Raw genomic sequence first — 22,406 nt, forward strand, 5'->3', positions numbered from 1 at the left:
GAGGAATTCCGCAAAATGCAATTGATCACCATCCAGAAGGGCGTGTTTTGCGCACTTCGTCCGTCGCTGTGGCGGCTACTGAGCATGCGGATAGCTCCCGCCATCGAGCACAGGGAGGCTCTGTCGCGCCTTTCCTTTCAGACGGTCGTGGATGTCGGCGCGAACAGGGGGCAGTTCGCGGTGATGGCGCGGCGGCTGTTTCCGCAGGCGCAGATCTACTCCTTCGAGCCCCTGTCGGAGCCGGCCACCCGCTTCACCGAAGCTCTCTGCAAGGATGACAGGGTCCGGCTGTTTCCCTGCGCCATCGGCCCGACGTCCGGGCAGGCCAAGATCTACGTCACGAGCAAGGACGATTCTTCGTCGCTCCTGAAACCGGGATCCGCCCAACGCGAAATATTCGGGGAACAGACCGCGCGAATGGATGAGATCGCCGTTCGCCGGCTGTCGGACTGTCTGGAAGCGGGCGCCATCCGGGGGCCGGCGCTCCTGAAGGTGGACGTTCAGGGCGGTGAATTGGACGTCCTGGAAGGATCTGCCGATCTCATTAACCAATTCGAAGCGCTGTACATCGAGTGCTCGTTTATCCATCTCTATGAGGGCCAACCGCTGTTCGGCGATATCTCGCGCTGGACGGAGGCACATGGATTTCGGCTGGGAGGTGTATATAATCAGTACGTTGATCCGCAGCATGGCCCGGTGCAGGCGGATTTTCTTTTCCTCAAGACTGCCCCCGCTGGGGCCGGCCCGCGATGAGACTACCGGTCTTCGTCACAGAGAATCTCGCGATTCTGCGCAACCTCGCGAAGGGGGGCGTATTCAACGCGGCAGGGCTCGGCTTCAGCTTCTATGTGGTTGCAATCTGCTATCCCGGCATCAAGGCGACGCCGGCCCAGCTGATGGATTTGCGCAACGGCCTTACCACTCAGGCTGATGTTGGAGGGTTCAGCCTACTCATCGCGGTACCCGCGCTCTTGCTGGGCTTGTTGGTATTCGCCCGTCACGGTGCGTACGCGGCGATCCGCCGATCGCAGCCGATTCTGATCTTCCTCCTGATCTACTCCGGCCTGATCGTGCTCGCGTCGGTGGCTGCAGCCGAATTCATCGAGTCGTCAGGGCAAATTGTCCAGTACGTCGTCACGCTGGGAGCATTCCTGCTTTGTCTCTGCTTTTGGCAGGCGCCTGCGCAGAGCGTGGACGACGCGCTCGCGATGGGATTTCTGGCGCTGGCCGCATCCCTCAGCGCCGCCGCGATTGTTCAGGGATTTCACGAGTATCGATGGGTCGGTCTGATCCACCCTAATCACTATGCCAGATACGCCTACATTGCGTTGGTGCTCCACTCTTTGGTGGTCAAGCGTGTGAGCTTGCCTGTATTTGTGATTTGCTTCGGCGCAACTTACGTAGTCAGCGCGCGAACCATTATGATAGGCACGCTCTTATTTTACCTTGGGTATCTCGCCTTTGCGAACTACCGAGCGCTCTTCAGTCGCGCGCAGCAAATCATGAACGTTCGCATGTTCGCAACCTTCATGATGACGCTCCCAGTCGCGCTTGTGATCCTGCCCTTCTTTACCGACACCGACCGGCTGATTGACAAGGTCACGAACGATCTGGCGCTGTTCGATCCCAATCGAGGAATTCTTTCGGGATTCACCGGTCGTACCGAATCGTGGAACACGTTCTTCGAGACGATCGACCAGTATGTGTTCTTCGGATACGGCTTCCGTTCCAGCCGATACAATCTGCACGCGGTCCATAGCGGCATCTTGTCTTACTTCATGGACTTCGGCCTACTGCTCGGTGGCCTCTTACTGCTCGTTGTCGCCGGCCGCGGGCTCTATCTGGTCTGGATCGGCACGAAGCACAGTGATCGCAGGACGTTGCTCTGCGGGCTGGCGGTCCTGTCCACGCTGCTGATCCAGTGGTTTGAGCCGGACAATTTCAATATCGGTTTTATAGGTTCTTTCTTCTTCATGCTCTTTCTGGCGTACACGCCTTCGGCAAGACGGCGGTATGCGTCGACTCCCCTGCGTCATGCGAGGTTGCCGCAAGGGCAGCCATCACTACAGCCTGCGGCCGATGTCTCTTGATCATCAGCGCAGTTCAATGTCGGATCCCTTCATATGCCGCTAGATCATTTGCAGTCCTGCAAGGAAATTGTTCGCCACGTATTGTTCCGCCTTGGTGCGGACGAAATCATCAATATCGCGAGGCGCGTGCGTGGTCGTGATACGAGCCACATGCGTAAGGCTCAGCTGGATGAGGTTTTTTCAGATATCTACGTAAACGGAACCTGGATCGAAAATGCGGAGCAGGTGAGTCTCTCGGGCCTGGGTTCTTCGCCGATGGCTACCGACACATTGACCCGTCAGCTCTCACAGTTCTTGCGAGATGTCGGATGCACCAGGCTCGTCGATATCGGCTGTGGCGACTTTAACTGGATGTCTCGAGTTGCCGGCGAGTTCGATTACCTCGGTATCGACATTGTCCCGTCGTTGATCGCTTCTCACAACGAGGTCCACGCGAATTCCAGGAGGCGCTTTGCCTGTATGGATGCAACGAAGCAACCCCTCGAACGCTGGGGCGACGTAGTGATATGCCGTGAAGTACTTTTCCACCTCTCGTTCAAAAATGCTCTTGCGCTCCTTAACAACATAAAGTCCGCCGGCTTCAAGTACGTCTTGCTGACCAGCGACAGTTCCGTGTGGTTCAATTCCGATATTCGGGACGGAGACTTCCGGAGAATCAACCTGATGCGGTCTCCATTCGGACTTCCTGCTCCGAAGTTCGAGCTGAGGGACGATGGGGTTTCGGGCGGGCGAATACTCGCCGTATGGGATGCCGGTGCCCTGAATTCGATTTCCGGTACTGAGTGATGTCCGTTCGTCAAAATTTAATATCGCCGTTACCGGCCGTAGCCGTTTCCATAGTTTTAGGAGCGCATTGAAATGTTGAAGGCGGGCATTCAAGTTTTGTTGTTCTTCATACCTTGGTCACTTCGGCGCTGGGCCTTGAATAATCTCTTCGGTTTTTCGCTTGATGCGAACTCTCGCATTGGCCTTTCGATTGTCCTTGCTGATGAGGCTTCTTTAGCGAAGGGAGCCTCCGTCGGTCATTTCAACTACGTCGGACGTCTCGACAACCTCGAAATGCATGAAGGAGCGATGATTGGAAATTTCAATTGGATCACCGGGCTTTCCCGAAAGTTGAACTCTCCATTCTTCAAGAAGAACCCAGGGCGGCGATCGGAGTTGCTGATGAAGCGTGCGAGCCTGATTGCACACCAGCACTATATCGATTGCTCCGATCGAATCGAATTCGGCATGTACAGCGGACTTGCAGGAGTTCGCTCGCAATTGGTCACGCACGGCATCGAGCCGCTGTCGTGTAGGCAGACTTGCTCACCAATTATCGTCGGCGACTATACGATGGTTGGATCAGGCTGTCTTATTACGAAGGGCGTCAAGATTCCCAACTGCTGTTTGGTCAGCGCTGGTTCGGTTGTGAGTCATCTAAAGCCGGAATCTTACTCGCTCATTGCGGGAAATCCCGCGGTTCATGTTCGCAAGGTGCCAGAGACAGCAAAGTTCTTCTCGCGCACAGACGCAATCATCTATTGATTGCGAACTAGGTTGCATCGCATGCGCTGGTCGATATGAAGCCAATATTGTTATCGACGCTTGCGGGGTGGCTCGCGAGGCTGCTCGCAATTCTGTTGAATCTGGTGGGCACTCCGATGGTTCTCGACAGGCTGGGACCATCGCGATTCGGTCTGCTCCTTGTTATTCTAAGTATCAGTTCGTGGATCGGGTTTGCCAATGTCGGCATGGGACGAGTGATCGCAAATGTCGTCGCTCGAACTCGCCGGAGCGCGAGTGCCTTCAAGACTGAAACCGTGTCGCTTGCTGCGGTGCTCGCAGCAGGTCTCAATCTCATGTTATTTGGAATTGCAGCAGTTGCCCTGATGATTTTCATGTGGCTGGTGCCGCTGAATGAGGTGATTCTCGCAAACTACGGCGAGTTTATTGCAACGATTCTGGTCGTGTTTTTCGGCTTGGCCCTGTGGTTCTTCCTCTCGATCTTTGAGGGAATAGATGCCGGGCACCATCAGCTGCATCGACTGTATCTGTTCCAGCTGGCGAGTTATGTACTGTCGTTCGTGTTGCTGCTGTTTGTATTTCCGACCCATCCATCGATCGTCTTCGCCGCTGTCCTTCTCAGTCTCGGTTTTTTACCGGGTTCAGTCTTCCATGCGCTGGACGTCGTTCGCCGGAACCGGAATCTGTTTTCAAGCGACTGGAGGTGGAGACCCCGGATCGCCCGGCGCCTGCTGCTGAGCTCGCTCGACTTCACCATCATTAGCCTCGGGATAGGGATTTTATATCAACTTGCTACCGGACTCTTCGGTTTCATGGCGGGGCCAGACGCTGTCATCGAACTCGGAATATTCATGCGGTTGATGCAGTCCTATGGAGGGCTCGTCATCGCCTTTACGTATCCCTTGTCAAATATCGTCGCGACAAAGCTCAAAATGCGGGACGATTTGTCGGCCACGCGGATCGTGCGCCTCAGTGGGATCATGCTGCTGGCAGGATCTTGCCTGGCAGGAACGGGCTTCTGGCTGTTCGGTAATTTTGCGCTGTCAATCTGGCTGCGTACGACGATCGAACTTGATCATCTGTTTTTGACGGGAGCATCGCTGCTCATCGTTCTTAGCGCCTTGCAGTTCTTCTTCTCCGCCTTGCTGATCGGTACGTCCAATATCAGGGAAGCAGCGAGGCTGCAGGTATGGCAGTCGTTGATCTATGTGCCGATTGCTTGCGTTTTCTTCAAGATCTGGGGCCAGGAGGGCGTTCTGCTCGCCATGGATGCTGTGATGTGTGTGGGTGTTGCTATCATGATCAGATTTGTTCGGGGCCACTCCGTGCTCAGGGCAGCGATCGCGTGATTGCAACTGGCGGGCAGGAAGCTTCCACTACGATTTTTGATGATCGCTATCCCGCAAGTAGCTCTCCCGGGATGTGCTGATCGGACGGGGCGAATGTCGCGTCGCGTTGCGCGTTTCAGCGAACGACCACGGACGTCCCCGGAATATGAGCGTCGATACCCTTGCGCGCGAGTTGAACTGCAAACAGCTGCCGGTTCCTGATTGGGACCGCGCCCATCCGGCTCACCAGTTCGGCTTGGTGAGGTCGAGCCGCGCCAAGGAATATCTCGATCGCCTCCGCATACAACTCGCTTCGCAGAAGCAAGCAGAACTCGTCTATCACCTTGGATTGGAGCGCTTCGGGAAGGGCTGGAAAGATGGCGAAGGCTGCGCGGTTTCTGGGAATCGCGAGCCAGCCCTCGTTAGGACCGACCTGGTACGACATGTCGAGGTAGCGAAGGTATTCCTGTCGGAGTCCCACGCGAAGGCTTTCGATCTGAAACAGCGAAAACCATAGATACGGATCGGAGGGCAAGCATGACAGCGCTTCCACGACGATGTTTCTGCTGCGCTCGAGGCGGGCGTCTGTTTCCGATGATGCGTCGAACTGCCCCCGGACAATCGCCAGATCTACAACAGCCGTATCGTGGGCCGCGGTAGCATTGCAGCGGACCGGGCTACCAGCCTCGCGATAAAGCCGGAGCTTCTCTTCCAGCCGGTCGACCGGGAAGGTCTCTCCGCGAACAATGCGGTTCGCGAATTGCTCCAATGGCAGTTGTCGCCAAAAGGTCGGCAACGTGATGGCTGACCAAGCCACCCCGCCCAGTCCCAGGACGGCCGCAAGCAGACACGTGATACCAGTCGCGGCTGCACCGGTGAGATCGCCACTCCTCAACGATCTAGCTCGGCTGTGAGTACTTGGGATCGTAGTAGTAGCTCGTCCCGTATCCCTCGTATCGCTTCAAAAGATTCGTATCGGCCTTGTTCATGACCACGCCAAGCAGATTTTCACGAACCGACCGGGCGTTCGCCAATGCCCGCTCGAGGACATCGATATTGGTCTTGCCCCATTCGAGCACCAGGAGATAGGTGGGAATGAAATGTCCGGTGGCGCGGACATCGATCACCGGCGCCAGCGGAGAGAGGTCGATGATGATGTAGTCATACATGCTGCTGAAGCGCTCGATGAGCGCTCGCATGCCTTCGGACGCGAGGATCTCGCTGGTGTGTGCGATCGGGGTATGGATCACCGTGGGCAGGAAATCCAGGCCAGTTGTACTCTCCCGAAGAACGACGTCTTCGAACTTGCGTTGCCCCAGGACAACCTCGACGAGGCCGGCGGCGGCGTTTGGCGCCATCAGCTTCGTGAGCGACGGATTCCGAAGATCCGCGTCGATCAGGATGACCTTGTGCCCGGACTGCGCGCTGAGCAGCGCAAGGCCCGCGGCAGTGGTCGATTTGCCCTCGCCGGGGAGCGCCGAGGAGAGGCCCACGACGCGGCCGCTGCGCAGTCGACTATTGAGGTCTATCGCGGACTTTATCGATCGGATGCCTTCGGCGTATCTGGAGAACGGCGAGCTGACGACGGCCCAGAAAGCTCCAATGTCGGCTTGCATCTCATGCGGTGACGGAGGGGTGTCGTTGGGCTGGAGAGCGGGCGCCGGAAGAACCGGAAGGGTTGCGAGGCAATCAGCTCCCAGCAACCGCTCGACCTGGTCGCTGGTGCGTACCACGCGATCGGACAGGTCCCTCATAAGGCCGATGCCGAAGCCCAGCATCAGGCCGCCGGCGCACGCCATAGAGAGAACGAGAACGGTCTTGGGACTGCTGCGCTTGGACGGCCGGCCCGCGCTCGATATGATGCGGGCCTCCGTGATCGGGAACGATTGCTGCTGAATGGATTCAGTATAGCGCTGCAGGAAGGTCTCGTACATCGAGCGGTAGGTCTGGGAGTTGCTCTCAAGCTCCTTCAGCTGGACCTGGGCCTGGCCACCGATTTGAGAGCGGGCGACCGCGGCCTCCAGCGCGCGTTGCGCCTCATCCTCGCGTTGCTTGGCGATCTCGTAGTCGCTCTTGTAGGTTTCCGCGAGGCGGCCGAGTTCGGCGGTAATCGACTTGGCGATCTCGCGCATCTGGTTGCGCAGATTGACCGCGGCCAGATGGTTCACCCCATAGCGGGCTGACAGGTCGGCTTCCCGGTTGGCGATATCCAGGTATTGCGTCCTCAGCTTGCTTACGACGTCGCTTCGCAAAGTATCCGTTACCGTTGCGTCGCGAACGTCCGATTTCATGACCTGCTCGATGCGATCGAGGCGTGCACGCGCGTCCGCGGTGACCGTCCGTGCTGCGAGTAGCTGGCTGTTGAGCTCTGCGACCTGCTGTTCGGAAATCGACCGCCCGCCGGCATCGACGATGTTGTTCTTGCTCTTGAAGTCGACGATCGAGCGATCGGCGGAGATCGCCTGCTGCTTCAGCTCCTGGATACGGCCGGAAAGCCAGTCGCCCGCACGGCGGGCCGACTGGTACTTGGCGTCGAGCTGATCGTTGATGTAGGCCTCGGCGACGGCATTGGCCACCTGGGCAGCCCGCCCCGGCAAGGCAGAGCGATACGCTATCTCGATCACGTAGGTAACGCCTACGCGCTTCGCCGACAGATTGTTTGAGAACTCGCGCAGGGCGCGTCGCTCGATCTCGTCCTGGGACTCATCGCCGGGTTCGAAGAGCTGGTAGAAATAGTAGAGGAGATTGCCGACGAAGCCTCCGCCGTAACGGGAGAATTCGGGCTCTTGCGCCAGATGCAGGTCGCGGATCACCGATCGCGCAATGTTGTCGGACTTGATCAGCTCGAGCTGACTGTCCACTGCAGGCGAGTCCACGGGGACTTCGGTAAAGAGGGAGTTCTGGGACGTGTAGGGCTGAAGCTTTCGCGTGTCGATGATAATCGTCGCCTGCGCGGTATAGGTCGATCGGACCACCACGAGATAAGCGGCCCCCAAAGCGAGGGTGATCAGCATCGTGACCAGAAAGATCGGATACTGGCGGCGAGCGAAACCGAGGACAGCCGCAAACATCTGATCGGGCGACACGTAGTCCGCGCGTTCGATCTCGCGTTCCTCGGGCTTCAGGAGCTGGAGCATTTTGGAATCATTGTGATGCGGCAAGCCAAGACGGCCGCCTGTTTCGCAAGCAGTCGCTCATTCCGGCCTGAGCCGGTAATGCAGCCAATGCCGGATTTCCCCGGCATTGCTCTCACGGGCTTACTGAACTCGAAACGGTGCCGGAGTTCGCGAACGTATTGCCCAAGCCGCTAACGCTCGACGTGTAACTGAACAGCGGAGTGTTGGTGCCGCTTCCGCCGATCGGCTGCGCACCGCCGCCCCCGCCCGCGCCGAACTGGAGCGGATTGGTCTGACCTCCGCCAGCACCACCGCCACCACCGCCGCCGCCTGCGGCTCCGATCGGTCGGTCGCCCGCGCCGGCTGCGAAGGCCAGAACGACGTCCTGATCCTTGGTGTTGAGAATCGCCTGTTGGATTTCTGTGGCAAGACCGGGGTTGGTTCGGACGATGACCTTGGCAGCCTGCGCCAGGCCGGCGCCGATTGCCGCCTTCTGGTCCTTGTTGGCATTCGCGATCAAATTGATGATCGGCTGTAGTGTGGCTGCGTCACTCGAGACCAGTTCGCGAATGGCGCTGACGAGCTCGGCGCCACCGGTGGGATTCTTGGCGAGAAGCTCCGCCGGGTTGCTCAGGAATTGAGCAGTGGCTTGCGGTGAACGCTGGGCCGACGCTGGTGTCGGGACCTGAGCGGTTACGCACACTGCGAGAATTGCAAACGCTGCGACGCCCGTGATTTGTTGCTTAAAAGCGATATGGAACATACCATGAACCCTTCCGAAAATATAACGATATCTTAACCGCATAGCGCCGCAACATCAACGTCAGTCGAGGCTTTCCGGAGTTTGGTTCACTTCAAAGTTAACCGCCTCAGCCGCCTCAACCTCTGCCACCGGCCTCTGCGTTTGCGCGAGAGCAGCACCGAGCAGAACAATCACGGTACCGGCGTAAGCAGGGATTTGCAGGGAAAAATCAATCAAGGAGTGTAACACCGCGACCGTTGAGACAGCCAGGGCGGCGCGCGGCAGGGTGCGGGAGCGTTTGGGGTCGAGGCAGGCACGCAGCAGGATCGCCATTGCGCCAATCCAGGCCAGAACGACGATGCCCGCCAGGACCAGGCCGCCTTCTGCCGCAATCTCAAGGGGGACGTTATGGGCCCGATCCCACACGCCCCAGCCTGAAATCTGGCTGCTCCGATAGGCGGCGAAGCTCCAGCGGAACGAGCCCAAACCGCTCCCGAGCCACGGAAAATCCGAAATCATGCGCAGAACCGAGGCCACGACGCTGGCACGTCCACCGCCGGCTGCGCCTTCGGTTTCCAGCCGTTCGCCCAACCCGCTGTCGAAGATCTGGTAGATCGCCAGGATGACGACGACGGCAGCGCCGAAGGCCAGCCAATTGCGAAGCCTGGGCGACATCTCCGATCTGAAATTCAGCCCAAAGGCCACAAGCAGGCCGGCAAAGCTGCACGCCACCCCCGCACGGGAGCCGGTCAGGACCAGTGCCAGCAAGCAAATGCAAAAAAAGCTGCCCGGCACCGCAAGGACACGCCAATTCACGCCGGTGCTCGATGGGCGGCGGCGTTTGCCGGGACGGCGCTTCTTGCGCAGACTGAGGCGTCGGAACGCGAGCAGCAACCAGACAATGGCGATCGACCCGAAATAGACCGCAGCCGCATTGCGGTTCGTGAACGTCCCGGTGAGATTGCCGGCATAGGCGATCTTCTCTTGCCACAGCACCAGGTTGGGTTCGAGCGCGTAGGAGCAAATCGCGTAAACGGCATAGAGGCCGCCCGCCCAAGCGATCGTGCGGAACAGGCGGCGCGAGAGTGTCTCGTCGGCGCCGCACATGTAGCCCCCCGTGAACAGCAGCAGGTTCAGAAGCGGCGTGCCGATCGCGAGATAAGGCTGCCCCCTGGCGATCGACGCGCTCGCCTCCAGGGGCATTCCCAGAATCTCGCTGGCCAGGGCCCAGATCGGATGGACCAGGGGATCGGACGGCGCTCGAGCCACGACCTGAAGGTAGAGGATGGTCGCATAGCTCGCGACGCCGACGGCAATGATGGCTGCAAGAAAAAGCGGTGAAGCAATGGCCGGTGGTCGCAGGGCAAGCCCGACCACCGCTATGCCCACCAAGCCGCACCAAAGCGAAATGGCGACGGAGGACACTGATGCAAACGGGAAAGGCAAAATGGCCACGACCGCGAACAGCAGCGCAGCGAACGCATCCGAAGCCTGCCGCGGTTTCAGGGCGACCACCGCCGTCTGCAAGACGACGATGTATCGCCGGTCGTACCGCATGCGGATCAGGGAGTCGTTACGACCAGATTCCGAAGCGCCGCACCATTGTAGGCTGCAACTATCGGATCGTTGACCGTTGCGGTGACCAGCCTGATGTACGTCATCAGCTTCGCCGATTCCACCGCTGGAGCGTTCGACGTGTACAGAACGTCCTTGTTGCGGATCAGAACTTTCGTCGCCAGGAAGTACGTCGACGGGTCGCGCATGTTGAAATTATACACGATCGGGATGATCGGTGTCGTGAAACGGCTCACGTCGACGCCCATCATCGCGGCAATTTCGCGCCGCTCACCGCGATAGAGGAAGATCGCTCCGGGATCAGCCAGCGTATCGTTCAGGCCGCCTGCCTTGCCCACGGCCTCGGCCACCGAAATTCGCCAAGCGTCGAAATTGAACTGCCCCTGCTGGCCGGTCGCACCAAAGGCCACAAAGGTCTGCGGCTCACGATAGACGTAAACCGTATCGTTCGGATGGACCCAGATATTGTTCGACGGCTCGTACACCAGCGACCCAAACGGCACGGTCGCCTGCTTGCCGTTGCGCTCGAGCATGACCCAGGTGTCGAAGCCTTGTCCCTTGGGGCCGCCGGCACGCGTGATCGCATCAAGCAGGCGCTCGCCTGCAGCGTTTGCCGGATAGCGAACCGGATTGTTCACTTCGCCGAGAACACTGATGAGCGACGTCCGCTGATCGATGAGGGCGACGACAGCCTGCGGCTCGATCGCGCGATTCTTCAGCGCATCCGCAATCGCCTGCTGGACTTCGGAAGGCGTCCGGCCTTGCGCGCGGATAGCGCCGGCATAAGGAACCGAGACATTGCCGTTGTGGTCGACTGTCTGATTAGGCAGGGCGATGAAGTTGCCGGGCCGAACACCCGCTTCAACCGGGATAAACAGGCCGCCTGCGGCGGCCTCGAAGATGGTGACGCTGACGACGTCGCCGATGCCAAATCTGATTTCGCGGGGTGGCTGACGATCGGGATAGGTAACCGTCAGCTTGCCAGTATTGCGCGCCAGCACGGACACCACGTCTGAATTGACGCGGACCAGCGCGTACGGAAGGCTGTTTTCATCGACCGGCGTCTCGTTTTTTACAGCTTGGCCGGACGGCCCCGACGTCGGCAAATAGCTGCACCCGGCCAAAGCAATCGTGGCGCAGAGCGCAATTCCAGCAAAAAATTTGATTTTAAAACCAGTCCCCATGCTCTCGGAACTATCATGGGCTCGGCGCAATCTCTAAGCGAATCTGCGTTGCAGCAGATTTTTGGGGCACTGTAGTTGCTGATTTGCAACGAACTTGCGGTGACTCAACCAGCAGTTAACCAAGCATCGCATACCGGCGCGGATTTCGATCGCTGGCTGCTGAGGCATCTAGCGGCGGGAGGGCGCACAGCCGGCCGATTTGGCGACCTCACTCTGGTAAGACCTCACTACTCTGGTAAGACCTCACTCTGGTAAGGAGAGTCACCGGCTAGAGCCGGAACCGGCGTATCCGCCCTTCGATTGGGTGCTGGTGGAGCTTCCGAATGGACTTGTGAACGGGCTGCTAAATCCGGTGCTGACGCCTTGGTTGGTTCTCACCGCCGAATTCGGTCCCCCCGAGACCGCCGATCCGCTCTGGCGTTGCTGCGTAACGGTCTGAGTCGGGGTTTGCGATACGCCCTGCGCCATTGCTCCCTCTCCGGATAGCAACAACAGGGTTAGCATGGCTGTTCCGTATCTCATGAAACGCTCCTTCCAATTTTCCGGATCATCTTTTCCGGATCGTCGCAATGATCGGGAACTGTCTCACGCCGCCGCGACGGCGAGAAATTCCGGTCGGCATTGCGTTAGCTGCCAAAAGTGTTCGAAGATAGCAAACGGACCGGCTCTTTCAGTATAGGTGTGGTGGACGTGACGCGCCAGATCCCCTTGAGGACCGACATAGACAACCGCCTTTTCCGCGAAATTGATCAGGCAGGCCACCCCGTAAGGTGTTCTGCTATCGCGCTCCATCGGAACTGGATAGACGAACTCGGCCAGAGCCGCCTCGACCTTCGTCGCGATCATGGTCTGGAAGATTTCCTTTTGATCCGTGACGACGGCATGGAGCGCATCGATGGATCTCCCGGGATCGTCGTCGGTCGCGGCGAGCATCGCTGCTGCTCCACCCGGTGATCCCGCCGTCCAATCGAGAACCGCACCAAGATACCGTGGCGGACGGTCCAACCGGACGATCCCATACGCAGCATGCGCCAGTCCTATTCCGCCGTCCGTCACAACCCATTTCCCCTTCGATATCATACTGCCGACCGTGCCGATCCTGCGGATGACCTGTCCTGTCGGCGAGGCGCCGAGATTCGGGGAGTCCGGACGGTCGAAGTCGTCGAAGAAGCCTTTGGGGGGGCGGCTCAACGAGGCACCGTTTGAAACCTTCGCAGCGAACAGGGTCAGTCTCGCGATCGTCGAATTCCAGCTGCCGCTCAAGCCGCTGCCCAGTCGGGCGAGTTTCAATCTCGCGGGCATTTCGCAATCGATCGTCTTGAGAGTCTTTCCATTGAGCGATGCCGCGAGTCCGCCGGTGCCTTGAACCAAGCAAACGGTAAACCGCATCAACGGCGGCACGACACCGAGCCGAACCTCGCTCGAGATCCCCTTGCTCACGACAGTCACATAGAGAACCCTGTCGCGTTGCCGGATCTCGACATAGTTGTCGGGATCGGCGTACTCGCACCATAGCGAGCCCGACGCCGCAAATCTCGGCGCATCGGCCGTAATGAGGACCGACCGTTCGGCGTGCGAGAGATAGCCCTCAGCGTCGGTCAGCATGACGTCGTCGGCCTTGCGCGATGTGGCGCAAAACGTCGACCGCCAGGCGCGCTGCTCCAGCTGAGGCGAATGGAGCTCGAATGTGGCGTCGAACCGCGCCTGCGTCGTCACTCTCAGGGCGAGGCTCGCAAAACCGTCCTCGGGGGCCACCGACCGAACTTGCTCCCACCACGGCTTGTCGGTCTGCATCAGTTGAATTGGGACAGCGACCGGAAGGATGGCCGATCCGTCCGACTTCAGCTGCAGGATGCAGAGCTCTACCTTGGTCAGCCCGCCCGCGTCGCGATTTGCCAGCCGCAAAGCCAGCGATCCCGTCAGCAGCTCGCCGCGCTTGACCGCGAAGTGCCGGTTGGTAGCCATGACAACGTAGAACTGGCCTGCGGCGTCTCCGCGCAGTTGCAGGCGACCGGACGTCGCGTTGACCTTGGTGAAGGTGACGACCTTGCCGGCCATCGGCGTAACCTGCCATCCCGACGGAAGCACGGCTTCTGCCGAAAAGCGGGCATCCTCAACGCCGTTCAGAGCCGCTTCCTCGATCATGACGCCGGCTGGATCGCCGAACACCTCGTGGTCCCCGTAGCGCAGATTGCCACGAAGGACGCGCGCGTGCTGGTCCGATGCCGTTCGATCGAGAAAGTTGAGATCTGCAAGCGGCGCCGGGGTCTGCTCGGCGGCGCGGGCCTGGTTGTGAAGCAGCGCAAATAAAGCAGAGCCTAAAATCTCCCTGCGTGTCGGCATCTCTCAGGCTCCAGGTGATCGCACGCGATACTGGCAGACCCGTTACCTCTCGGCAAGATTTGCGCGGCACAGCGCGGTCGGAGCGTTCGCGCTTTCCAGATCGGTTGCAATTCCATCACGGCGGGGCCGGCAGGCTTCACTGTCTCTGCCCCCTCCCCCTCAGGAAGACGCGCTTCTGCTCCCTCTACACATGCAGCATGAAGCTGTCGTGGGTGTGGGTATAGCCCATAGCATCCGCGAGGGCGTGAATGTCGAGATGCACATCCTGCGCAATCGCATTCGTGTACCAATCAAGCTGCGCCTCGTTGAACGGCGGCGGGGCGTGGCCATCATACGTGCTTGTGCTGGCGGCGGCCGCGGACGGATGAAAAACAAATCCATCGCCGACCTGGCTCACTGTGGCGGCTTGATTCGGCATCGACAGCGTCAGCGGAGCAACGTTCGTCGCGGGAGGGTCGATGACGAATGTGCCGCCGTGTCCGTCACTGGACAGGGCAAATGTCATTCGCGTGTAGTCGCCCGTCAGATTCAGATGCGCAGCATGGTTTTGCGCGTCGGTGACCGTCAGCTCGCCGCCCGAGGTATTTCCGATGTACGAAACCCGGGTGCCGGCCCCGTACGCGATATCCCTCAGGTCGAGGATATCCGAGGCGGTCGGATCGCCATTGCCCGAAAGACCCACGATATTGCCGGTGAACTTGGTGGACTGATCCAGGATCAGCATGCCCGTGTTTTTGCCGAATGTGATCGCGCCCGACGCAGCGCCGGCGAGCTCGAGGCTGCCTCCAGCATCGATCGTAAGCTGCAGGCTAACGCTGGTCGCGACGGTGCCGGCCTTCGTGCCGATCGTACCGTCGCCGTTCAGATCCTGATGCATCGTCGCCTCCAGCGAGAGCAGCGACGCGTTCGAGCCGGAGACCGAGCCGACGATGGTCGACAGGAAGTTGCCGTTCGCATCGGTGGCCGCGACCGTATACAGGCCAGTGCCGGTATCCTTCCAGGCGACGTCGTAGCCGGTCGCCGTCTTCTCGGCACCGATGAAATTGTAGCTGGGGAATTGATCCGTGCTGACCGCAGCGCCCGCCAGTTTGAACACGACATCGGTGCTGCCTGTGACAAAGTGGAGGCTGTTTCCAACCTGCTCGAGGATCGTGCTGCCCGCCGTCTCGATGATCTTGACGGGCAGGCCGATCGTGCCGTCGCCGTTCAGATCCTGATGCATCGTCGACTCCAGCGATCGAAGCGCATCGCTTGTGCCGGAGACCGAGCCGGCGATGGTCGACAGGAAGTTGCCGTTCGTATCGGTCGCCACGACCGAATAAAGTCCGGTGCCGGCATCCTTCCAGGCGACGTCGTAGCCGGTCGCCGTCTTCTCGGCGCCGATGAAATTGTAGCTGGGGAACTGATCCGTGCTCAGCGCGGCACTCGCCAGTTTGAATACGACGTCGGTGCTGCCTGTGACAAAGTGGAGGCTGGTTCCGACCTGCTCCAGGGTCGTGCTTCCCGCGCTTTCGGTGACCTTGGTCTGGAGAACATTGGATTGCACGCTCGTATTGCCCGCTGCGTCGGTCGCAGTCACCGAGAACGAGTGGGGGCCCGAGGAAAGCGATCCGACGTTGATGCTCCAGGTGCCGTCGCTCTTGGCCTTTCCGGAGCCGATCAGGATAGTGCCGTCGTAGAGTGCGATGGTCGCGCCGGCTTCGGCAGTACCGGAAATGGCGGATTGAGCCAGCGCAAACGACGCAACGACAGGCTGGGCTGGAGCCGTCGTGTCGATCGTCACGGTAAGCGACGTTGAGGCAGAGCTGACGTTGCCGGCAACGTCCATCGCCTTGGCCGTGAACGCGTGGTTGCCGTCGCTCAAGGTTGCTGTCGCGAAAGACCAGCTGCCGGTCTTGTCGGCAACCACCGTGCCGATCTGCGTCGTTCCGTCGAAGATCTGGACCGTGCTGCTGGCCTCTGCGGTGCCGTTCAGCGTGACGTGGTTCTGGTTGGTGATGCCGTCGCCGATCGTTCCGCTGTCTGGCGTGAATGAAGCAATGCTCGGGGCCGCGGGCGCGGTCGTGTCGACCGTCACCGTGAGTGACGTCGACGACGTGACGTTGCCGCTCTGATCCGCCGTCTTCGCTGTGAAGGGATGAACCCCGTCGGTCAGATTTGCCGTGACGAACGACCATTTTCCGGTGCTGTCTGTCACCGCCGTGCCAAGCTTGGTCGAGCCGTCGAATATCTGGACTGTCGTGCCGACGGCAGCCGAGCCCGTCAGCGTAATCTGCTTCGCGTTGGTGATGCCGTCGCCGGTGATGTTGCTATCGGGCGAGAACGAGTTGATCTGAATGACAGGCGGTTTGGCGGAATAGGCGCGGATGTAGTCGATAAGCATGTCGCCGCCGACCGGCGCACTGGGGTCGGTGATGGCCGGCCCGTACAGCGCCAGGTCGGCGATCATGTACATGGGGGTGTGCATGTCGGATGGAGTGGCAATCTGGAAGATCTTCACTCCGTCGACGTACCAGGTAATCGTATCGGCCTCCCAATCCATGCCGTAGGTATGGAATCCAGACGTCATTGTCGGGACGGAGACTCCGCTCTGCTGGAGTTGCATGCTGCCCGTCGCAGAACTGTGCGATGTCATGTAGTCGATCGTCGGGTTGTTGCCGAGCGACTCCATGATGTCCAGCTCTTGAGCGGGCACGGTCCCGAGTAGCGCATTATTCGCGGGCAGCAGCCAGAATGCGGGCCAGAGCCCCTGGCCGGCAGGCAGCTCGGCCCTCATCTCGAAGTAGCCGTAGAGCTGCGAGAAGGAGTGATAGCTTGTGATCATGCCCGACGTGTACTGGGCATTGTTGATGTAGGGCTGGATCGCGGCAGCTGCGGGGCCCGCATGAAGATCGAGGATGCCGTTACTCACGGTCCATGGCGTCACCGAACTCGTGGGTGCATAATTGCTGTTGATGTACCAGTTGACCTCCTGGTTGCCACCAATGTTGATGCCGTTGGCGGCCGCCCACCAATAGGTCGAATCCCAGGTGCCGCTCGCGCCATTCCACAGGCTGAGCGAGTTGAAATCGTCCGAAAACGTGAGTGTGGCCGTTCCAGCGAGATTTTTCGGATCAATCGACATAGCACTCTCCTCAGCTGGGAAATTGCTATGGCATCGCCCGTTTTCCTGACTTTAATGGCCGGGTACGAGTTGTTTTGGTCATTAAGGTGCGCCTGCGAGCACCGCTAAAATTATACGGATTGGCATCAATGGTTTTTGACGGACGCCGGCAGGTGCAATTCAGCAAGGTTAATTCGACGCGAACATCACGAGCAGGGCTGTTGCCTCTCCACGTTCGACGGCGGCATTTGGGTCCGCAGTTGCAAACATCTCAATCGCAGATCGAGCGGCTCATCCAGGAATCGACGCGAACGTTGGATGTCGACGGGTTCTCATCTATCGGGTTGAGATAATCCAGTGGCCACGCGAGTCCGGACCTGTCCCGACTTGCTCTCTCGCCGCATGCGTGTCGTAACGCCCCGTCGGGGGAAACCCAGGAATGTGATAGTCGGTGCGCCCCGTGGCCCGAACGAGAATTTCCTGCACTTTGCCGAGCACGCGGAAGAGACTTTTCCGACCCCGTAAGATTCCGTGGTCGCCCGACAGCGCATAGCCTCGTTGCTTTGCCCGTAAATTTTCGGGTGCTGCAACGGCACGTCCCTGAAGGGAGAGACGCAATGGACCTTAACTTGGGCAAAGAATTATTGCATATTTGGTCGGGCCGGCATCCGAGGCATTGCGGCCTTTGGGCCGGCTGAATTTGGGCTGTTGGTATTCTCGAACTTTCATCCACCATCTTTGAAATAGGTTGTGCTGCTCATACTGTCGCATACCTGGCCACATTTGGGAGAATAGGCCGTCATTGTGTTGTCCCGCCTGAGGATCCCTTCGCATCTTCATCATTAATATACTCGTTCGGTTACAACCGGCCGTCGTATTGGTAGGGAGTATTGGAACGGCTGCCCGGCTCGGTTTCGAACGCCGGGGACCACAAACATTGAAAGGCCCTGGCGGCGGCCGTGAAGCATTCGGATTTCAGTAGGCAAGGGTTAATTTATGTCAGGGGGGTTCTCCTACGATCTGACTGGAAGGCGGGTCTTCGTGGCCGGCCATCGCGGAATGGTAGGTTCGGCCATCGTGCGCCGCCTCGCGTCGGAGCGGTGCATCCTCCTTTATGCCGATCGCCGAGAGCTCGACCTTGCGAAGGAGCAACCGACATTGCGGTGGCTCGAGGCAAACCGTCCGGACGTCGTGATCCATGCTGCCGCCAAGGTCGGCGGCATTGCCGCCAACAGTAATTTCCCCGTCGATTTTCTCTGCGACAATCTCGCTGTCGAACTGAACGTGATCCGCGCAAGCCATGCAATCGGCGTTGCGCGCCTGCTGTTTCTGGGCTCGTCCTGCATATACCCCAAGCACGCCAAGCAGCCGATCGCCGAAAGCGAATTGCTGACAGGGCCGCTCGAGCCGACCAACGAATGGTACGCAATCGCCAAGATTGCCGGCCTCAAAATCTGTCAGGCACACCGGCTGCAACATGGTGACGATTTCATATCGGTGATGCCGACCAACCTCTATGGCCGCGGAGACAATTATCATCCAGCGCACAGTCACGTGCCGGCGGCGCTGATACGACGCTTCCACGAGGCCAAGCTGGCAGGGACCTCGACGGTATCCGTCTGGGGCACGGGCAATCCGCTTCGTGAGTTTCTCAACGTCGACGACTTCGCCGATGCGTGCGTCTTCCTCTTGAAGAACTACTCGAACGATCTGCCCATCAACGTCGGCAGTGGTGACGAAGTCACTATCGCCGATTTTGCCGCCATGGTAGCGGAGGTCGTGGGCTATGCGGGCAAGTTGGTTTTTGATACGTCCAAGCCGGACGGCACGCCCCGCAAGCTCCTCGACAGTTCGCGGATTCGCCAACTGGGCTGGCGTTCGACTACCCCGCTACCGACCGGGCTGGCGGGGGCATATGAGGATTTTCTGAAGGGCTACGGTCGTCATTTGGAAATGAATTCCGGCGACTGACGAGATCAACGCGCTTTTTTCGAGACGTGAGTTTTCGATTCCAGTTTTAGAAGTTGGATTGTACTTGAATGCGTATTCTGTTGGTGGGCATCAACTATGCGCCCGATCTGATCGGCGTCGCAAAATACAACACGGAGCTCTGTGAGAGCCTTGTGGCCGAGGGGCACGAGGTCAGAGTGATCACTGCACCGCCCTATTACCCCGCCTGGCGAATCCCGGCCGGCTTCGACAGCCACTATTTCAGGGCCCGGAACGTCAATGGTGTCGAGATCACGCGCGCCCCGATATACGTGCCGCGGAAGCCGACGGGTGCGAAGAGGCTGCTGCACCATGCCTCGTTTGCGTTGACGAGCGCGCTGCCGATGCTGACGAAGGCGCTCGAATGGCACCCCGACGTCATGCTGTCCACCGCTCCCTCCCTGATGTCGTCCGCGCTCGTTTCGTTCGTCGCGCGGCGGATCGGTGTGAAGTCCTGGCTCCATGTGCAGGATTTCGAGGTTGATGCCGCCTTTGATCTCGGATTTCTTCGAAACGGCGCGCTTCGCAGGCTGATGCTCGGGGCCGAATCTCGCATCCTTCGGTCGTTCGACCGGGTATCGTCGATTTCACCGCAGATGGTCGACCGGCTGCTGGCCAAGGGCGTTCCTGCGGAGCGGACCGTCGAGATCAGAAACTGGATCGACACGAACGCCATCTTTCCTCGGTCGCGGCAGACCAGGTATCGGCATGAATTCGGCATTGGCGAAAGCGATATCGTCGGACTCTATTCGGGCACGATGTCGACCAAGCAGGGGCTCGATCTCGTGATCGACGCCGCCTCCATCCTGCAACACAGCCATCCCGACATTCATTTCATCCTCGCGGGAGAAGGGCCTGACAAGGCGAGGTTGATCAAAATGGCGGCCGGCCGCTCCAATGTTCATTTTCTCGGACTGCAACCCAACGAGAGCTTCAACGAGTTGATGGCGACGGCGGACGTGCATCTCATTCCGCAGAAGGCGGAGGCGGCTGATCTGGTCTTGCCATCCAAGCTTGGGGCCGTGCTTGGCTCCGCCCGTCCGGTGATCGCGATGGCGACCGAAGGAACGGGGTTGGCCGAGGAGGTCAACGGTGCCGGGATGGTCGTTTCGCCCGGCGACACGCGGGCTCTCGCCGATGCGATCTGCACGCTTGCCCAGAATCCGGCGCTCTGCGCGGCGTTTAGAGCCGAGGGACGGAAGCGCTCACTCGAGCGTTGGGATCGTCGGGCCATCGTCGGTCGCTGGGCGCTCGAGATGAGCGCGATGCGAAACGCACCGGTCCCGTCCGGAACGCAGGCGGCGATGACCGCTGGCCCGCCCGACGCGATCACGGTGAAGGACGCCATCCGTCTGCCTTGACGGCATCGGGACGCCCGCTGCGTGTGGTCGACGGAAAGCGTTCGGGGCCCCCGCCTCTACAAGCGACGGCGTTTTGGGCTGCCGTCACTCGTGACGCGGATAATATCTGAAGCCGTGTTGCTTGATCAGTTCATCTCGCTTCGCTGACGCGAGATCTTCCTGCACCATCTCACGCACGAGGCTTTCGAACGAGGTCTTGGGCCACCAGCCAAGCTTCTCCTTCGCCTTGGAGGGATCGCCCAAGAGGGTCGCGACCTCCGTCGGACGGAAATAGCGTGGGTCGACGGACACAATGCACTTGCCTGTGGCGGCATGATAGCCCTTTTCATCGACGCCCGTTCCTTCCCAGCGGATCCGCATCCCCACTTCGCCCGCGGCAACCTCGACGAAGTGGCGAACCGAGTGCTGCACACCGGTCGCGATGACGAAGTCCTCCGGCGTATCCTGCTGCAGCATCAGCCATTGCATTTCGACGTAGTCACGCGCATGCCCCCAGTCGCGAAGCGGGTCAAGATTGCCCAGATAAAGACGTTCCTGAAGGCCGAGGTGGATGCGGGCCAACGCTCGTGTGATCTTCCGGGTGACAAAGGTCTCGCCGCGCACGGGAGACTCATGATTGAACAGAATTCCGTTGCAGGCATACATTCCATACGCCTCACGATAGTTCACCGTGATCCAGTAGGCGTAGAGCTTCGCAACGGCGTAGGGCGACCGCGGATAGAACGGAGTGGTCTCCTTCTGCGGGACTTCCTGCACCAGGCCGTACAGTTCTGACGTCGAGGCCTGGTAGAATTTGGACTTCTTCTCGAGCCCCACGATCCGAATCGCCTCGAGGATTCGCAGCGTGCCAAGAGCGTCCGAATTCGCGGTATATTCCGGCTCCTCGAACGAAACGGCCACGTGACTTTGGGCGGCGAGATTGTAGATCTCGTCCGGCTGTACCTGCCGACGATCCTGATCAGACTGGAAGAGTCGGTCAAATCACCATAGTGCAGTCGGAACGGCGGATCCGGCTCGTGTGGATCGACGTAGAGATGATCAATGCGGTCGGTATTGAAAAGCGAGGTCCGTCGCTTGATGCCATGGACCTCGTAGCCCTTCGCGAGCAGTAATTCGGCCAGATACGCACCGTCTTGACCAGTTACGCCGGTTATTAATGCTCTTTTTTGGTCATATAGCCTACTCAAAATATGATCCGCATATGTAGCCAAAATCAGCTTGCATGCGCAGTGCGGAGGTCGACGGCAATTGTTGCAGCGTAAGATTAATCGCCCGGCGGTGGATCGTACGTGCCGCGTCAGCAGACGCCCCTACCCGCTCAGGCCTTGCGGTCATCTTGATCCAAGGCTCGCATTGATCCAGGGCTCGCAAGGCGCTGATCTGCGGACCCCGGCGTGAACGGGTTGCACGATCGACCATTGCCTGTTTTGCACCCCGCGATAGGATCACGCCGCGTCAACGATGATGGCAGCACACAAGGGAGGGTAACCATGCGCGCCGAACAGAAGTTCAAGCGAGCCGCTCTTGCATTCTCGCTGGTGGCTCCCCTGCTTTTGCCATCCGAGACATCAGCCGTCACCGTTGAGGTCGCGAGGAAATGCAATGCGCTCGTTGCGAAGAACTTTCCACCACGTCAGCCCGGCAATCCGGCGGCGGGCAGCGCCAAAGGCAACGGACAAGCCGAACGCGACTATTTCAAGAAATGCGTCGACAATGGAGGCAATGTGGACGACACCGCCGACAAGGACAAAAAATGATCGGGCTTGTGTCGACAACGCATCGAGGCAAGCGCGGTTGCAATCCGGATGCGCATCGCCTGCACGCTTGGTGGTTCACCGAAGCACCTCGTCAATGGCGCCATACTGAACGTCCCTCGCCGCAGCGACCTCCTCTGGTTCGGCTCACACGACCGTCAGGGCCATCCACGCGCCGACATCGTCGAGACGATACCGCGAGTTGACGGCGTCGATAATCCGATTGATCGGCGAGATCGACGGTATCCCCCAATCAAGCCACACGAGATGTCCAAGGCAAGTCGGCCTGCGCTGTTCGCGCCGGTGTCGTGA

At 59.5% G+C, this 22,406-nt stretch carries 15 protein-coding genes and 1 pseudogene; 8 read left to right on the plus strand and 8 right to left on the minus strand.

Annotated elements, in window-relative coordinates:
* The first annotated feature begins 15 nt into the window (after positions 1-15).
* From JQ573_RS31310 to JQ573_RS31330, 5 genes are all read left to right on the plus strand, one after another.
* Entirely contained in the window at positions 16-753 is a 738-nt protein-coding gene (locus tag JQ573_RS31310) for an FkbM family methyltransferase (protein ID WP_212318114.1), read from the plus strand.
* Positions 750-2,090, plus strand: a complete 1,341-nt coding sequence (locus tag JQ573_RS31315) for an O-antigen ligase family protein (protein ID WP_212318116.1) — start codon at positions 750-752, stop codon at positions 2,088-2,090. Before JQ573_RS31310 ends, JQ573_RS31315 begins: the two co-directional genes overlap by 4 nt.
* 33 nt (positions 2,091-2,123) lie before the next feature.
* On the plus strand, positions 2,124-2,876 hold the full coding sequence (locus JQ573_RS31320; RefSeq protein WP_212318118.1) for a bifunctional 2-polyprenyl-6-hydroxyphenol methylase/3-demethylubiquinol 3-O-methyltransferase UbiG: 753 nt from the start codon (positions 2,124-2,126) through the stop codon (positions 2,874-2,876).
* Positions 2,877-2,948: 72 nt separating this feature from the next.
* A complete protein-coding gene (locus JQ573_RS31325; protein WP_212318120.1) occupies positions 2,949-3,620 on the plus strand; it encodes a hypothetical protein in 672 nt (223 codons plus the stop codon).
* A 116-nt stretch (positions 3,621-3,736) separates the two neighbouring features.
* The gene (locus tag JQ573_RS31330) at positions 3,737-4,948 is read left to right on the plus strand and encodes a hypothetical protein (protein WP_212318122.1); all 1,212 of its coding nucleotides are present in this window, start codon (positions 3,737-3,739) and stop codon (positions 4,946-4,948) included.
* A 115-nt stretch (positions 4,949-5,063) separates the two neighbouring features.
* Here JQ573_RS31330 and JQ573_RS31335 read toward each other — a convergent pair whose 3' ends face one another.
* From JQ573_RS31335 to JQ573_RS31365, 7 genes are all read right to left on the minus strand, one after another.
* On the minus strand, positions 5,064-5,744 hold the full coding sequence (locus JQ573_RS31335) for a hypothetical protein (RefSeq protein ID WP_212318124.1): 681 nt from the start codon (positions 5,742-5,744) through the stop codon (positions 5,064-5,066).
* An 82-nt stretch (positions 5,745-5,826) separates the two neighbouring features.
* On the minus strand, positions 5,827-8,064 hold the full coding sequence (locus JQ573_RS31340) for a polysaccharide biosynthesis tyrosine autokinase (protein WP_212318126.1): 2,238 nt from the start codon (positions 8,062-8,064) through the stop codon (positions 5,827-5,829).
* Positions 8,065-8,176: 112 nt separating this feature from the next.
* Positions 8,177-8,806, minus strand: coding sequence for a hypothetical protein (locus JQ573_RS31345; protein WP_212318127.1), 630 nt, complete (start codon positions 8,804-8,806; stop codon positions 8,177-8,179).
* A 60-nt stretch (positions 8,807-8,866) separates the two neighbouring features.
* Positions 8,867-10,342 (minus strand): O-antigen ligase, encoded by a 1,476-nt coding sequence (locus tag JQ573_RS31350; protein WP_212318129.1) that lies wholly within the window; start codon positions 10,340-10,342, stop codon positions 8,867-8,869.
* A 5-nt stretch (positions 10,343-10,347) separates the two neighbouring features.
* On the minus strand, positions 10,348-11,544 hold the full coding sequence (locus JQ573_RS31355; protein WP_212318131.1) for a polysaccharide biosynthesis/export family protein: 1,197 nt from the start codon (positions 11,542-11,544) through the stop codon (positions 10,348-10,350).
* Between the two features lie 585 nt (positions 11,545-12,129).
* The gene (locus JQ573_RS31360; RefSeq protein ID WP_212318133.1) at positions 12,130-13,887 is read right to left on the minus strand and encodes a hypothetical protein; all 1,758 of its coding nucleotides are present in this window, start codon (positions 13,885-13,887) and stop codon (positions 12,130-12,132) included.
* Positions 13,888-14,071: 184 nt separating this feature from the next.
* Positions 14,072-17,011 (minus strand): Ig-like domain-containing protein, encoded by a 2,940-nt coding sequence (locus JQ573_RS31365; protein ID WP_212318135.1) that lies wholly within the window; start codon positions 17,009-17,011, stop codon positions 14,072-14,074.
* Positions 17,012-17,986: 975 nt separating this feature from the next.
* On the opposite strand from JQ573_RS31365, the gene JQ573_RS31370 reads away from it, so the two are divergent.
* Together JQ573_RS31370 and JQ573_RS31375 are read left to right on the plus strand one after the other, a co-directional pair.
* On the plus strand, positions 17,987-18,961 hold the full coding sequence (locus JQ573_RS31370; RefSeq protein WP_212318137.1) for a GDP-L-fucose synthase: 975 nt from the start codon (positions 17,987-17,989) through the stop codon (positions 18,959-18,961).
* A 68-nt stretch (positions 18,962-19,029) separates the two neighbouring features.
* Positions 19,030-20,340 (plus strand): WcaI family glycosyltransferase, encoded by a 1,311-nt coding sequence (locus JQ573_RS31375; protein ID WP_212318139.1) that lies wholly within the window; start codon positions 19,030-19,032, stop codon positions 20,338-20,340.
* Positions 20,341-20,424: 84 nt separating this feature from the next.
* Here JQ573_RS31375 and gmd read toward each other — a convergent pair.
* Positions 20,425-21,527 (minus strand): annotated as a pseudogene (gene gmd, locus JQ573_RS31380) (GDP-mannose 4,6-dehydratase).
* 303 nt (positions 21,528-21,830) lie between these two features.
* Here gmd and JQ573_RS31385 point away from each other — a divergent pair.
* Positions 21,831-22,097, plus strand: coding sequence for a hypothetical protein (locus JQ573_RS31385; protein ID WP_249132572.1), 267 nt, complete (start codon positions 21,831-21,833; stop codon positions 22,095-22,097).
* Positions 22,098-22,406: the final 309 nt, after the last annotated feature.

Source organism: Bradyrhizobium sp. AUGA SZCCT0105 (genome assembly GCF_018129565.1).
Lineage (GTDB): Bacteria > Pseudomonadota > Alphaproteobacteria > Rhizobiales > Xanthobacteraceae > Bradyrhizobium.